The 14,543-nt window shown below is 58.4% G+C and carries 15 protein-coding genes; 8 read left to right on the plus strand and 7 right to left on the minus strand.

Features of this window, described 5'->3' with window-relative positions; all coding sequences use genetic code 11:
• Positions 1-5: 5 nt before the first annotated feature.
• The gene (locus tag KI792_11505) at positions 6-1,724 is read right to left on the minus strand and encodes an EAL domain-containing protein (GenBank protein MBV6633642.1); all 1,719 of its coding nucleotides are present in this window, start codon (positions 1,722-1,724) and stop codon (positions 6-8) included.
• A 246-nt stretch (positions 1,725-1,970) separates the two neighbouring features.
• Here KI792_11505 and KI792_11510 point away from each other — a divergent pair, with 246 nt between their 5' ends.
• Positions 1,971-2,480 carry a YbjN domain-containing protein gene (locus tag KI792_11510; protein MBV6633643.1) on the plus strand — a complete coding sequence of 170 codons (510 nt, stop codon included), beginning with the start codon at positions 1,971-1,973 and terminating at the stop codon, positions 2,478-2,480.
• A gap of 28 nt (positions 2,481-2,508) precedes the next feature.
• On the opposite strand, the gene KI792_11515 is transcribed toward KI792_11510, so the two are convergent.
• From KI792_11515 to upp, 3 genes are all read right to left on the minus strand, one after another.
• Positions 2,509-2,724: a hypothetical protein gene (locus tag KI792_11515; protein ID MBV6633644.1), complete on the minus strand. Its 216-nt coding sequence runs from the start codon at positions 2,722-2,724 to the stop codon at positions 2,509-2,511.
• Positions 2,725-2,795: 71 nt separating this feature from the next.
• Positions 2,796-3,200 carry a transcriptional repressor gene (locus KI792_11520; GenBank protein ID MBV6633645.1) on the minus strand — a complete coding sequence of 135 codons (405 nt, stop codon included), beginning with the start codon at positions 3,198-3,200 and terminating at the stop codon, positions 2,796-2,798.
• Positions 3,201-3,314: 114 nt separating this feature from the next.
• Complete coding sequence (gene upp, locus KI792_11525; protein ID MBV6633646.1) at positions 3,315-3,959, minus strand: uracil phosphoribosyltransferase; 645 nt, start codon at positions 3,957-3,959, stop codon at positions 3,315-3,317.
• Positions 3,960-4,118: 159 nt separating this feature from the next.
• On the opposite strand from upp, the gene KI792_11530 reads away from it, so the two are divergent.
• From KI792_11530 to tgt, 3 genes are read left to right on the plus strand one after another with little or no spacing between them, the layout of a single operon-like run.
• Complete coding sequence (locus KI792_11530; protein ID MBV6633647.1) at positions 4,119-4,703, plus strand: VUT family protein; 585 nt, start codon at positions 4,119-4,121, stop codon at positions 4,701-4,703.
• Between the two features lie 23 nt (positions 4,704-4,726).
• Positions 4,727-5,803, plus strand: coding sequence for a tRNA preQ1(34) S-adenosylmethionine ribosyltransferase-isomerase QueA (queA, locus tag KI792_11535; protein MBV6633648.1), 1,077 nt, complete (start codon positions 4,727-4,729; stop codon positions 5,801-5,803).
• Positions 5,796-6,932: a tRNA guanosine(34) transglycosylase Tgt gene (tgt, locus tag KI792_11540; protein MBV6633649.1), complete on the plus strand. Its 1,137-nt coding sequence runs from the start codon at positions 5,796-5,798 to the stop codon at positions 6,930-6,932. Before queA ends, tgt begins: the two co-directional genes overlap by 8 nt.
• 82 nt (positions 6,933-7,014) lie before the next feature.
• Here tgt and rpmB read toward each other — a convergent pair whose 3' ends face one another.
• The 3 genes from rpmB to KI792_11555 all read right to left on the minus strand — a co-directional run bounded on the left by rpmB (position 7,015) and on the right by KI792_11555 (position 10,562).
• Complete coding sequence (gene rpmB / locus KI792_11545; GenBank protein ID MBV6633650.1) at positions 7,015-7,302, minus strand: 50S ribosomal protein L28; 288 nt, start codon at positions 7,300-7,302, stop codon at positions 7,015-7,017.
• Between the two features lie 175 nt (positions 7,303-7,477).
• Positions 7,478-8,575 carry a hypothetical protein gene (locus KI792_11550; protein MBV6633651.1) on the minus strand — a complete coding sequence of 366 codons (1,098 nt, stop codon included), beginning with the start codon at positions 8,573-8,575 and terminating at the stop codon, positions 7,478-7,480.
• Between the two features lie 43 nt (positions 8,576-8,618).
• Positions 8,619-10,562 (minus strand): ABC transporter ATP-binding protein/permease, encoded by a 1,944-nt coding sequence (locus KI792_11555; protein MBV6633652.1) that lies wholly within the window; start codon positions 10,560-10,562, stop codon positions 8,619-8,621.
• Positions 10,563-10,706: 144 nt separating this feature from the next.
• Between KI792_11555 and KI792_11560 the strand changes: the two genes are divergently transcribed.
• The 4 genes from KI792_11560 (at position 10,707) to KI792_11575 (ending at position 14,442) form a co-directional block, all read left to right on the plus strand.
• Complete coding sequence (locus KI792_11560) at positions 10,707-11,042, plus strand: hypothetical protein (protein MBV6633653.1); 336 nt, start codon at positions 10,707-10,709, stop codon at positions 11,040-11,042.
• The gene (locus KI792_11565) at positions 11,042-12,328 is read left to right on the plus strand and encodes a hypothetical protein (protein ID MBV6633654.1); all 1,287 of its coding nucleotides are present in this window, start codon (positions 11,042-11,044) and stop codon (positions 12,326-12,328) included. The genes KI792_11560 and KI792_11565 overlap by 1 nt, the downstream gene beginning before the upstream one ends.
• Before the next feature lie 124 nt (positions 12,329-12,452).
• Positions 12,453-13,070, plus strand: coding sequence for a 3-isopropylmalate dehydratase small subunit (leuD, locus tag KI792_11570; GenBank protein MBV6633655.1), 618 nt, complete (start codon positions 12,453-12,455; stop codon positions 13,068-13,070).
• A gap of 208 nt (positions 13,071-13,278) precedes the next feature.
• The gene (locus tag KI792_11575; protein MBV6633656.1) at positions 13,279-14,442 is read left to right on the plus strand and encodes a hypothetical protein; all 1,164 of its coding nucleotides are present in this window, start codon (positions 13,279-13,281) and stop codon (positions 14,440-14,442) included.
• Positions 14,443-14,543: the final 101 nt, after the last annotated feature.

Below are 14,543 nucleotides of genomic sequence, written 5' to 3' on the forward strand. Positions count from 1 at the left end.
ATCGCTTAACCGGCGGTCCGCTTAACTGGAGAGTCTTTGAGGAAGTCTGGCGTCATGCTGGGCTCCCCGATACCATATCCCTGCAGATAATCGACACCAGCGGAGGCGAGCACATCCTCCTCCGCCTTGGTTTCGACGAACTCAGCCACCGTTGGCACGCCGAGGCCAGCCGCCAGATGCAGCAGCGTCTGTACAAAGAGGCGGTTATCCTGGTTCTCACTCAACCCCTGGATAAACGAGCCATCGATTTTCAATAGATCGATGGTTAGGGCACGCAGCTGTCCAAAGGATGTGTAACCAGCACCAAAGTCATCAAGCGCCACCCGGCATCCAAGATCGCGCATGGAGCCGATGAAGCGCTGGGCCTCCACCAAATCCTCAATGGCAACGGTTTCCGTGATTTCGATGATCAACCGCTTGGCCACATCCGGCAGATCCTGAAGATCGACCGCCACACTACGGGTCCAGGCACGGTCAGCGACCGTAAGGCTGGACACATTGATCGAGAGCGAGACCTCTGGATGCGCCTCTAGCACACGGATCGCCTGATCAATGGCGTAGCGATCAACGGAGCGGCCAAGACCCAGACGCTCAATCGCCGGCATGATCTGGCCGGCGGTCAGCCAATTGCCGCGACCATCAGGGATACGCAACAGCGCCTCGTAGAACACCACCTCGTGCCCATCGGTGGTGACAACGGGCTGATAGGCCAGGCTGGCCTGCCGCTTGGTCAACGCGTTCTTCACCGTCTCAGCCATGGCGAGGCTGTAACGTTGGGCAGCGCGCTGCTCCTCATTCAGCTGATAGCGGCGATAGGCATCTCGCCCCGCGCGCTTGGCTTCCTGCATGGCACTCTCTGCCATGTTGATCACTTCTTGGGGCGAGCCCCCCTGATCTGGGAAGATCACGCCACCGATTGAGCAGGTTGCCGTAAATGGCTCATGCTCCGGGATATCAATTGGGGCATCCCGCATCAGCTTCAGCGCCTGATCCGCGACGGCCTGTAACTTTCCATCATCACTACGGGTCATCACGATGCCAAAGACATCACCACCCATGCGCGCCACATGAAGGCCAGCGCCCTCAATCTGGGCGAGGCGCTTACCAACCTGCATTAGGACCTGGTCGGCGGCTTCATAGCCATAGACCTCGTTAATCACGGCCAACTTATCGATGCCGATGCTGACGTAACCACCTGTGAGGCCATAACGGAGGCTGTTCACCAGTGATTGGTTCAATACCTCCATCACATGGCGACGGTTGAGTAGGCCGGTGAGCTCATCATAGCTCGCCAGCTGTTCTAACTGCGCCTGATAGGCATGACGCTCATCAACGCGGCGCAGGACACCAGCAAGTGAGATCAGGTTGCCATCGGTATCCACGGTGGGCGTGCCGCGATCATGGACGGAGACGAAATATCCCCGCTCATGCCGGATGCGGTATTCACAGTCATAGGTATCCCGGTGGGCAATGGCACGATGCAGCGCCTTGATGCGCAGCGGCCGATCCTCTGCATTAATACGGGATTCTAGCTCTTTACCAGACCCTTCATTCACCCCACGGGTCCAACCCAAAAGGTTCTCACCACCAGGGCTCCACACCAGCCGGTCGCTGGACACCTCCCAGAAATAGGCAATGTCACCAGCTGAGGTAAGCGCGGTGAAGGCATCAAGGATCAATGGCTCTTGGCCATCATCCGACGCCCCAGGCCCAGCGTCACTCACGCCCAACCCTGCAACCGGTTCGTCTGTAAAATCAGTATCTTTTGACACAAGCCGTCAGTGCTCAATCCGAGCCAATTTACGAAACTACGCCTATCCGCCCCCAATCGGGCTGATGCTACCATGTGGCCAGCCCGGACGCATTAAAGCGGTGAGCGTGGCCCAAACCTTCCCTGTCGAAACAATTAGCGCTCGTGTACCCTCCGTCATGGAGAGATTGACCAATTGAGACTGCTAGATCGACAAAACATGGCCAAAACGAAAGCAAAAACGCTGTATTCCCAACAAAAATTCACACTCGCCGTCGCTCTCGGCCTGGCTGTTCTGGCCAGCCCCGCAACGGCATCGGCACAACAGGTCTATGAAAAAATTGGCGGCGAACAACTCGCCGCACTGATGCAAGACTGGGGCTATCGGGCTGAGCTTGGCATCGATGAATATGGCGACCCGCTGATTGAAACCTCTGCCGCAGGTACCGGTTTTGAGGTGGTTTTCTATGACTGCGCAGGTGAGCCAGCCCAATGCGACAGCATCATGCTGACCTCTGGTTTTGATTTCCAAGAGGGCATCAACCCAGCTGTCACCAATGAATGGAACCTCAAGCACCGGTTTACCCGCGCCTATAATGATGAGGAAGGTGACCCAATTATTGAGCTCGATTACTCCCTCGTCGGCGGTGTCACCGCCGGCAATATGAAGGAACTGTTCGAGCTTTGGGAAAGCCGCCTTGGCGACTTCACCGATCATATCGACTGGTAATTCTGAGGTTAGAAACCGGGGCGGGTGCTTAGTGCATCTCGCCCTGGTGAAGCCACCGTTCCACCGTGATCTTGATACGATCGGTAGGCATCTCAGGGTGGTGATAGCGCAGGACACGCATGGCCACCTCAAAGGCATTACGCTCTGGCGCGCCTGAGGATGCCATCCCCTCATAGGCACGGATGACCGCCGGCTTGCAGACGCAAGGCTCGGTATCACCAATAAGCGCGATTTCTTCCATCATCGTCTCGGTCCCACAATCGCGTCGCTGTTGCGCCTTATCATTGGCGTTCCGCGGATCAAACGTCATTACGCTTACTTCTTCTTACGGCCATAGAGCTCTAGGCGGTGGTCGAGCAGCTCAAAGCCCAGCTCGGCCGCAATCCGCACTTTCATGTGCTCAATCTCTTCATTCTGGAATTCAATCACCTCACCGGTCTCAAGATCGACCAGGTGGTGGTGGTGCTCCATATTCACCTCAAACCGGGAATGCCCCTCTTCGGTGAAATCATGACGTTGGACCAGGTTCAGCTCATCCAACAGGTTTAGCGTGCGATAAACCGTGGCGATGCTGATCGACTGATCCTGGCGTTTGGCCCGCTCATACACCGTCTCGACCGATGGATGGTCGGTGGATTCCGCGAGAACCTTCAAAATCACGCGGCGCTGGCCGGTCATCTTCAGACCCGCCTCAACGCATTTTTGCTCTAAGTTTTCCATGGCTGTCTTAGTCCAATCTGTCAGCCGTGCAGCTGGTTTATGTTGAATTAGCACGGCCCCATTAACCTGTCACGATCATGCTCAGGGGCAAATCGTCACTCGCCCCTCTCTTCCCTAAAGGGTGCCGAAGAGCCGGTCACCGGCATCGCCGAGGCCAGGTACAATATAGGCATCCTTGTTCAAATGATCATCCAACCCGGCGGTAAACACAGCAACATCCGGATGAATGGATGAGAATTGCTCAACCCCCTCAGGTGCTGCGACCAGGGTCATCAGGCAGAGGCGATCACCGGCGAAGCCGCCCTGCTCTTTCAGCACGGTAATCGCATGGGCGGCTGAGTTGCCGGTCGCCAGCATGGGGTCAACCACGATACAGCGCTTGATATCCGCCGGCGGCAGCTTGATCAGATATTCAATCGGCTTCTTGGTCTCTTCATCCCGGGCAAGGCCGATATGGGCGATCACAGCGTCGGGCATCAAATCAACCAGACCGTCCACCATGCCGAGGCCAGCGCGCAGCACCGGAACAATGGCCAGCGTCCGCTCAGCCAGGGTTGGGGCCTCAAAGCTGGTGAGTGGGGTGGTTACCTCACGGCTGGTCAGTGGCAGGTCGCGCGTCACCTCATAACCCATCAGCAGCGAGATTTCGGTCAGCAGGCGCCGAAACTCACCGGTCTGGCAAGACGTCTCCCGCATGCGGGTCAGCTTATGCTGGATCAGCGGGTGATTAACGATGGTGAGGGTACGAAACTCGGACATGGGGCGGGACCACGTGTCGACGGCAAGCATGAGCGCGGGCGAAACTTAGCGGGGCTACGGGTAAAACCAAAGGCGATAAATCGCCCAGATGCATTGATTTAACCAGTCTTCCACCCTAAGTTCCCGCGGTTTTCCACAGATGCTGGTTACAAACCCATGATGCTCGCTAAAGCCAATCTGAAACGCCTGATCCCATCGGTCCTAGCCATGGCGCTGGTGGTCCTGGTCGCCAATATCGCTGTCCAGTACCCGGTGCCGGATGCGCTGGTTGGTGGCGCGCTGCCATTATCTGATTGGCTGACCTGGGGCGCCTTTGTGTTTCCCCTCGCTTTTCTGGTCACCGACCTGACCAATCGCCTGTTCGGTGTGAAGGCGGCGGGTAAGGTTGTGCTGGTTGGTTTTATCTGCGGTGTGGTGCTCTCTGCGATCTTTGCCGATCTGCGGATTGCCGCTGCCTCGGGCACGGCCTTTCTGACTGCGCAATTGCTCGGCGTCACCGTCTTTGACCGCCTACGTCAGGCCAGCTGGTGGATGGCACCGCTTATCTCGTCCCTGCTCGGCTCGGTTGTCGATACGGCGCTGTTCTTCAGCCTCGCTTTTGCTGGCACCGGCCTGCCTTGGGTGACTTGGGCACTAGGTGATTTTGCCGCCAAGCTGATCATGGCCGGCTTTGCCCTGGCACCGTTCCGCATGATCTCCGTCTGGGCGGCGGCCAAGCTTGCGCCCACGCCGACGGCAGCGTGACCCGTCACGCCTGAGAACCTTTCATGGATATCAGCCTGTTTGATTATGAGCTGCCGGCGCGGCTAATTGCCGACCGCCCTGCAGAGCCACGTGAATCTGCCCGCCTGCTCGATTTGACGACTGGGCAGCCCGTGGACCGGGTCATTGCCGACCTGCCCGATATCCTAGAGCCCGGTAGCGTACTGGTCGTGAATGACACGCGAGTCCTGCCTTCCCGCCTGACCGGCCACCGTATCGCTTTTGATGGCGACGGCACACCGGGCGGTAAGATTGAACTGACACTCCACCAGCTGGTGGCTAGCGGTGACGATACGATCTGGCGTGCCTTTGCCCGCCCTGCTAAGCGCCTAAAGCCAGGTGACCGCATCCAGATTACAGAGACCTTTGAAGCGGTGATCGAGAGCCGTCATGAAGGCGAGGTCACGATCTGCTTCCACATGCCGTTCGACATGCTGCGTGATCAACTTGAGAGCTGCGGGTCCATGCCCCTACCGCCCTATATCAAACGGGAAGATGGGGGCGATGATCAGGATAAGCGGGATTACCAGACGGTCTTTGCCAAGCGTGAGGGCGCTGTTGCCGCCCCCACCGCCAGCCTGCACTTCACGCCCGATCTGCTTGCGAAGCTTAAAGCTAAAGGCGTGGAGACCGAGATTGTCACCCTGCATGTGGGGGCGGGCACCTTCCTGCCGGTGAAGACCGAGGATGTGACCCAGCACCAGATGCATGAGGAATGGGGTGAGGTCACCAAGGGCGCTGCCGACCGCCTGAACAAGGCCAAAGCAGAGGGCCGCCCGGTGATTGCCGTTGGGACCACCGCCATGCGCATCCTGGAAACCGCCGCCGGTGACGATGGCCAGCTGCAAGCCTTTGCCGGCGCAACTGACCTCTATGTCCTGCTTGGTTATAAGTTCCGGTTTGTTGAGCGGTTGATGACCAATTTTCACCTGCCACGCTCAACGCTCTTCATGCTGGTCAGCGCGATTGCCGGCCGCAAGCGCATGCAGGCTGCCTATCAACATGGCATTGATCAGGGCTATCGCTTCTTCTCCTATGGCGATGCCTGCTTACTGAAGGTGATGGAAGATCAAGATGACTGAGGCACCCGCCTTCAATTATGAGCTGATGGCCACCGATGGCATGGCCCGGCGCGGCCGGATCACGACCGCCCATGGGGTGATTGATACCCCCGCCTTTATGCCCGTCGGCACCGCCGCGACGGTGAAGGCGATGCAGCCCGAGAGCGTGGCCGCAACTGGCGCGCAAATCCTGCTCGGCAACACCTATCACCTGATGCTGCGCCCGACAGCAGAGCGGGTGGCAGCCTTGGGTGGCCTGAACAAATTCATGAACTGGCCTGGACCGATCCTCACCGATAGCGGCGGGTTCCAGGTCATGTCGCTCAGCGGTCTGCGCAAGATGACTGAGGAGGGCGTGACCTTCCGCAGCCATATTGATGGCGCGCCCTATGAGCTGACGCCGGAGCGGTCGATTGAGATCCAAAACCTGCTTGATGCCACCATCACCATGGCGCTGGATGAATGCACCCCCTTCCCTGCCACCCATGAGGAAGCGGACAAGTCGATGCAGCTCTCCATGCGCTGGGCAGAGCGGTCGAAGAATGCGTTTGAGAACCGGCCGGGCTATGCGCTCTACGGCATTGTTCAGGGCAGCACCTATGCCGATCTGCGCCAGCAATCGGCGGAACGACTTATCGAGATTGGCTTTGATGGCTACGCCATCGGCGGCCTTGCCGTCGGTGAGGGTCAGCAGATGATGTTCGACACACTCGACGTCACCACCCCGCACCTACCCCAAGACCGCCCACGCTATCTGATGGGTGTTGGTAAGCCGAGCGATCTGGTGGGCGCGGTCAAGCGCGGCGTCGATATGTTTGATTGCGTACTGCCCAGCCGGTCCGGTCGCACGGGCCAAGCCTTTACCCGCCGGGGTACCGTGAACCTCCGTAATGCGCGCCATGCCGATGACCACCGGCCATTGGACGAGCAATGCACCTGCCCGGCCTGCCGGAACTACAGCCGTGCCTATCTCCACCACCTGCTAAAGGCGCAAGAGATCCTCGGCCTGATGCTGCTGACCTGGCACAATCTGCATTACTATCAGGAGTTGATGGCCGATATCCGCCAGGCGATCCTGGAAGGGCGTTTTGAGGCGTTTGAGGCCGCCTTCTATGAAGAGCAAGCCCAGGGCGACATCCCAGCGCTGTAAGCCCAGGCACACCTCAACCCAACACCCGGGCAACAAAAAAGCCGGGCAAAAGCCCGGCTCTCTCGAAACTTTTTCAAGCTGCTTAGCTAGCAGCCTTTGCAGCCTCAACCAGCTTTTTGATCGGGCGCAGGGCCGGATCCAGCTTGGTGATCGCGGTGCCGGTCACAAACGCGTCCAGGCCACCCTTATGCTCAAGGGTACGCAGACCGCTGGTCGACACTTTCAGTTGGAAGCTACGCTGCAGGGTGTCGCTGAACACAGCAACGGTCTGCAGGTTTGGCAGCCAACGGCGGCGGGTCTTGTTCATGGCGTGGCTGACGTTATTGCCAGTCTGAACGCCCTTACCGGTCACAACACAACGACGGGACATCGATCTATCCTCAACAAAAACAATCTGTTTGGTGCTGATGCACTAAAGGGCTAAGTGCCTGTTTCAACAGCATCTTGCCCATGAAAACTTGGCCGGAGAGCGTGTTACGCCATCCAGCGAGCCGCTGATATAGGGTAATGGGCCGCTTTCGGTCAAGCCTTGAGCGCAATGAAACCTAGCGGTTCACCGCAGAAAGTGGGTCAAAGAGCGGTGAGCCAACCCGGTCATAGCGGGAGAAGAACTGCCAAATCTCTTCCGTCGCGTCGATATCCATGTTTGGTCGACCAAGGGTAAACTGGCGCAACTTATCCAGCTGGTTGCCGACACCGGGCCAGGTTGGGCCACCCTTCTCAATCTCATAGAGCACCACGTCGGCATGGTTCCGACAGCCGTTCCAGCGGTGCTTGATGACCCGAGAGCCATCCTCGATTGAGTAGTTCAATAGACGCTTAATCTCCACATCACCAATGCAGCCATTGGTCCGACGCCAAGCATCGGCGGTCTCAAACGCGCCGAGGACATTGCCAGCGGGCTTACCCATATGGGTGCTCTCCCCCCCATCAAACGGGGCGAAGGGATCACTGGTTCCTTGCATCATCACCATCGGCAGCGGCGCCGTTGGCTGACAGCGATTGGCAACCGCCTCAGCAGGGGGGCCGTTCACGGTGGCAACAGCGGCGAACAGGCGGGTCTCTTCACAGGCGAGGCGCTGGGCCAGCATGCCGCCCTCACCCAGACCAGCGAGATAAATGCGAGCAGGGTCAGCGTTAAACGCGTCGACCAGGTGGCCAGCCAGCAGGCGGATAAAGCCCACATCATCGATGCGCGCATCGCCAGGGCTCTCTGGCCGGCCATCATTCCAGGCGCGTTGGATCGCTGACGGATAGGCAACCATGAAACCGAACTGGTCGGCATAGGCATTGAAACGGGTCAGATCGGCAATCCGCTCGGCACTGCCACCGGTGGAATGCAGGACGATAACGGTTGGGATCGGTAGAACCTCCAGCGGGTCATCGGCCTGTGGCGGCCGGTGCAGGAGGAAGAGACGGTTCAAATTCTGATACGGCACGGCGCCGGAGCCAGCCTCAATCGGCTTCACCCGAGGGGGCAATGGCGGCGATTTCGGATTCAGCGGTCGGTGCGCCCCGCTCATATCCTCATTGGTCAGGCTGTGTTGGGCCTGCGCCGGCAACGGTGCGGTCAGAAGTGCCATGGCCAAGCAGGCGGCACCGAGGAACAAACCTCGAGGGAGGCGATTTTTTGACTGGGTCATCATGCCCGCCATTATAGGCGGCAGGCGTTGCCCCTGAAGCCCCCTACTCCTCGTCGTCACCCCGCAATTCGCCTAATTGGCGGGCCTCAGCGCTAACACCACGCTCGGTTTCTTCGGCCTGTTGTTGCTGCTGCCACATGGCAGCATAGGTTCCACCCAGCGCCAGCAGCTGATCATGGGTGCCGCGTTCTTCGATTCGGCCATCGACCAGTACCAAAATCTCGTCTGAATCCACCACCGTAGAGAGGCGGTGGGCAATGACCAGGGTGGTCCGCCCCTCACTTACCGCGACCAGATTGCTTTGAATCGCACGCTCGGTTGCCGTGTCGAGGGCGGATGTCGCCTCATCAAAGATCATGATCGCCGGGTCTTTGAGGACCGAACGGGCGATTGCCACCCGTTGCTTCTCACCGCCAGAGAGTTTCAAGCCACGCTCACCCACCATGGTCTCATAACCATCGGGCAGTGCCTCGATGAACCCATCGATCTGGGCCACCTGCGCTGCATGGGCGATGTCGTCATCGGTTGCGCCGGGGCGGCCATAATCAAGGTTGTAGCGGATGGTGTCGTTAAACAGCACGGTATCCTGGGGCACGATGCCGATACCGGACCTGAGGCTGGTCTGACTGATATCGCGTAAATCGGTACCATCAACAGTCACCGCCCCGCCCGTTACGTCATAGAAGCGGAACAGCAGCCGGGCGATGGTCGACTTACCCGCACCGCTAGGGCCGACCAGCGCAACCTTGTTCCCGGCAGGCACTTCAAACGTAATGCCCTTCAGGATTGGCCGACGCTCGTCATAGCCAAACTCAACATTCTCAAACCGTACCACCGGCGGCTTGTTAGGCATCTCTACGGCATCAAGCTTATCGGTAACTTCCGCAGGCTCATCGAGCAGGCCAAACATCTTCTCAAGGTCAATCACCGCCTGCCGGATGGCACGGTAGACAAAGCCAAAGAAGCTTAGGGGTTGGTAGAGCTGCAGCAGATAGGTGTGAACCAGGACGAAGCCGCCCACCGTCATCTCACCGCTGATAATCGCCTGGGCGGAGAGATAGAGCAGGATCGAAATACCAACTGAGATGATGATCGCCTGACCAACGTTGAGGGCAGACAGCGATAGCTGGGAGCGGACCGCCGCCTCCTCATACTTTTGGAGCGCGACGTCGTAGCGAAGATGCTCGTGTCGCTCATTCCCGAAATATTTGACGGTCTCGAAATTGATCAGGCTGTCGATGGCGCGGGTATTGGCCTTCTCCTCACTCTCATTCATCTCCCGCCGATATTTGAGGCGCCATTCGGTGACCTTGATCGTGAAGTACATGTAGCCGCCGACCGTGGCGATAGTGACCACCGCGAAGGTCAGGTCGAACATGCTCCACAGGATGATCGCGACGAGCAGCAGCTCAAGAATGGTTGGGATGATGCTGAACAGGGCGAATTGCAGCATCTCCTCAATCGAACGCGTGCCGCGATCAATCGCACGGCTAAGGCCACCGGTCTGACGCTCCAGATGGAAGCGCAAGGATAGGCTGTGCAGATGGCCAAAAACCTGGAGACCGAAACGACGCATGCCACGCTGTGCCACCCGGGCGAATAGCGCATCGCGCAGCTCATTGAATGCCAGGCTCAACACCCGGGCGAGACCGTAGGCGAGGATTAGCAATACCGGGATCCCTATCACCGGGTTGGCGGCAACAGCCTCATCAACACCGGTGAGGACATCCACCGCATCGGCGAACAAGACCGGGGTGTAGACACTGAACATCTTGGCCAGCACCAGGGCCACCATGGCGGCCACCACGCGTATGCGCAGGCCCAGCTGCTCCTTCGGCCAAAGATACGGCAGAAACGACAGGACAGCATTCAGCCCACCACGATCTTTCGTGATCGTTAGTTTCTCGGCCTCTAGGGCGCCATCTTGCGAGGGGGCGGTGGCTGGCTTGGCGCCATCATCGGCGCCGGTGCTGGATACATCAGTCATGGCGAACACATAGGGCGTGTCGGGTCCAATGTCTCGCCCACACCCCCAATATAGGTATATTTTCTTATTTACCGCTTGCCTGAAAATAAAAAGGATATTATTCCTATTTCATCATTCCTGCCTTAACAGCCGAGAGTCCCCCCAATGCCAACCAGCCTTCCCATCGACAGTCAGGGCAACGCCATTCCCGCCCTTCGACCACGCCCAGGTGCCGCCCATGAGATTGCGGTGACCAGCTCAAGCGCGCGCAACAGCACAGCATTTGCCGCGGACACCCAGGTTATTGGCGTCTTTTCATCCGTCCCGGCCAAGATCTCGCTCGGCGATAGCTCGGTCTCTGCGACCAGCGTCGATCACTTTGTGCCCGCAGGTCAGTACCTATTCTTCTCAATCGGCATGGCGACTAGGGGGCAAGCCAGCCACCTTGCTGTCATTGCCACCGATGGTGATGGGACGCTCTACATTTCGGAGCTCGACTAATGTTGCCATTGGCGATGCCAAGACCGACGGCACAGGGCGGGGCACTACCCAGCTCTGTGTTTCCAGACCTTGCAATCGATTTCCAATCCGGAAGCTACCTATCAGGCACGGGCATGGAAGCCCCATCGGCCGTCCCATTCTCCAGCCTGATCACCGTGAACCGGGGATCAGTCGCAACCTATTTTGATGCCACTGGGACACTTCAATCAGCCACGACCAACCAAGCCAGGTTGGATCATGACCCATACACCGAAGAGGCGCTCGGCTTGCTGATTGAACCATCGGCAACCAATCTTCTGACCCGCAGTGAGAGCCTCGACGATAGTAATTGGGCCAAGAATGGCGCGGCAACGGTGAGTGCCAACCAAGGCCCCGCGCCAGATGGCACAACCACGGCGGACTTAATCGATATTGGGGTAACGGGGTCCGGCCTCGGCCCCCATCGGATCGCCCAGGGTGCCTCGGTATCGCCGAACACTGACTACACTGCCTCAATCTACGTTCAGTCGGATGATGCTGAGTTCCTCAACATCCGGATTTTTGGCAATGGTGGCACGGATGCGATTGTGGATTTTGATCTCACAAACAACGCCGTCGCGGCCAGCAATGGCGGGCAGATTTTCGCCTCCGTCACGCCGATTTCTTCGCAGATGAAACGTCTGGCCGTCACCGTTAGATCTGGTGCGGCCAACACTTACCTCAACATGCGGATCGGCGGCCCGATCTACAGCATGAATACCGGCACTGGCGTCTTTGCCTGGGGTGCTCAGCTTGAGGCTGGGCTGAAGGCCAGCAGCTATATCGCCACCGCGAGCAGTGCGGCCACACGCCAGGCGGATGTGGTTACTATGCCGTCGGCGTCCTGGTACTCGGCACCTTATGGCACCTTCCAGATTGCTTGGCAGTCGCAAGAGGCCAATGCAGAACCGCTGATCTTGCTGCGGGATGCTAGTGGTGCCGATCAGGGGGTCTTGCTGGCGGGCAATGGCGCGACAGTTCTTACCGGCACCGGTAATACCGTCGACCTCAACCTGACTGCCTCAACTATCGGGGCGCCACATCAGCTGTGCGCACGAATTGATGGTGGATCAATCGCCGTGTCCAGGGATGGCGACGCGGCTGTTGAACAAAGCCTGTCAGCCTTACCGACCGGGCTAGATGAGACACGCCTCGGCGTCGATGCGGCGTTATCAACCGATCAGTTTGATGGCTGGATACGCGCCCTCAGCCACTGGGCAGAGCCGTTCAGCAACCAGAAGCTTGCGCAGCTATCCAACCCGAGCTGATCCAATGCCACCTTAGGCTAGGTGATTACTGGGTACCTGCCGCCCATCTCTACGGCTTGCACTTGGCACAGCCTCCGCTTATTGGTGCAGGTCTTGGACAACAATGGCGGTCGGATCGTTCGACATGGATAAGTTCACCCAACTCACCGGTATTGCGGCACCGATGCCGCTGATCAATGTCGACACCGACATGATCATTCCAAAACAGTTCCTCAAAACCATTAAGCGGACCGGCCTCGGCCAGCATCTGTTTGATGAGATGCGTTTTACCGAGGACAAAAAGGAAATTCCCGAGTTCGTCCTGAACAAGCGCCCTTACCGTGAAGCTGAGATCCTGATCGCTGGTGACAATTTCGGTTGTGGGTCGAGCCGCGAGCACGCCCCTTGGGCCCTGCTAGATTTCGGTATCCGCTGTGTGATTGCGCCGTCTTTCGCGGACATCTTCCACAACAACTGCTTCAAGAACGGCATCCTGCCAATTGCCCTGCCGCAAGAGCAGATTGACCAGCTTATGACCGATGCCGAGGGGGACAACACCTGCCGCATGACGGTCGATCTGGAAGCGGAGAAGATCACTCGCGCCAATGGGGATGAGATTAGCTTCTCAATCGACCCATTCCGCCGCGACTGCCTGCTGAAAGGCCTCGATGATATCGGCCTTACGCTTCAGCATGAGAGTGCGATCAGCAAGTATGAGGACGATCTCAACAGCGATCGCCCTTGGCTAGCGGCAGCGGGTTAAGCAGTACTGACCCAGCCTGCAATGGTCAGGCGCGGTGCTTTAACGCAGCCCACAACCAATCGCCGATTACATTGGTGTTGGCCCACTTCTTGCCTTAACCTTCCGTATAGGGAAGGCGCTGATTTATGCAGCGCTGTGTTAGGCACGTGCCCCGGCATGTAACGGGGCAATTCGGATGGGTTAGCGGCCTACGGGCTGCGTTGTGCGTATGAGCCAAAACCAGGGCAATGCAGCGGCGATGTTAAACTCGTCGCGGGTTCTCAATCTCCACGAATTGACCGCGAGACGTGAACGCACGCCAGCGCTGGTGATGGATGACGGCAATGATGAGCCGCCGCCAGATGACGAGAAGCTCGAGGGTAGCGGCGACTTCTTCCTTAACAAGACGCTGAACAGCGCGGTTATCATTAAGCACAGGCCCGACGAAACCGATCGCCGCCGGATGGAAGACCCCGACAAGCTGGTCGGGACCAAAGTTTTTGTCCGCTATGGCGCCGATGACGGCTTTGACGATAGCGGCAAGTACATGTTCCTCGGCCAGAAGCAGTCGAACGACATCTTCCGCGAGCATTTTGGCCTCGACCCGGTTCATGATCCCAAGGCACAGCGTGATTTGAACCTATTGCGGGTGTTGGATCGCCTGCCCTCCCTCGACCCCTTCCTGCTGCGCGACCGGTTGATGCGCGACGGCTATGACATCGATGAGATGTACTTTCGGCTGTCAGAGACCGAGGCAAAGCGCTATCGCAGTCAGGTCATCCGGGAGTTCTACCCGCTTGCCGAGACGGCGTTTAAAGACGCACCAGATGTTGACCGGCTCTCCAACCTCATCGTTGAGCGGATGTGGGAGGCAACCGATCTGCAAGTCCTCAAGCCCATGATGGGGGCGATGGAGATCGACTTTAACGAGGCGCCCGACATCTTCTTCGCCTGGAAGGGCTTCGTTTACTACAAGCTGATGATGCAGCGGCTAGCCGAGGGGTTTGCTGGCTTCATCATGGCCCTGCAAGCGGCCAAGCCGATCAACATGCCGACAAACATCGTCCGCGATGAGATCGAGGCGCTGCGGCCCCGTCTGGTGAAGGCGCTCCGCCATGAATATGACCTCGCCTCAGCCCAGATCGAAGAATACGACCACGCCTACCGGCATCAGATGATCCGCCTGTCGAAGCCGGTGGAGTTCACGCGCTTCCTGCGCCGCGCGCCCTATCGGTTTGAGAAGCTGGGCGCCTCAGTCGCGGGGGTTGAGCATGCACAGTCCGATTGGCGCAGGCGGTTCGGCAGCCAGAAAGAGCCGATGATCCCCGCACAGGATATGCTCGACCTGCTAAGCGATTTCGCCGATGGCGTGTCGTTAGAGATCAACGACTAACAGCCCCTATTCAGTCCCAGATGACGCCACCCAGTTATGCCCTGCCACGACTGGACAGCGCCCCCTCGCCCGCTTAAAACCGCTGGCCAATCCCGTTTTCA

It is taken from the genome of Alphaproteobacteria bacterium SS10 (assembly GCA_019192455.1).
Lineage (GTDB): Bacteria > Pseudomonadota > Alphaproteobacteria > TMED2 > TMED2 > TMED2.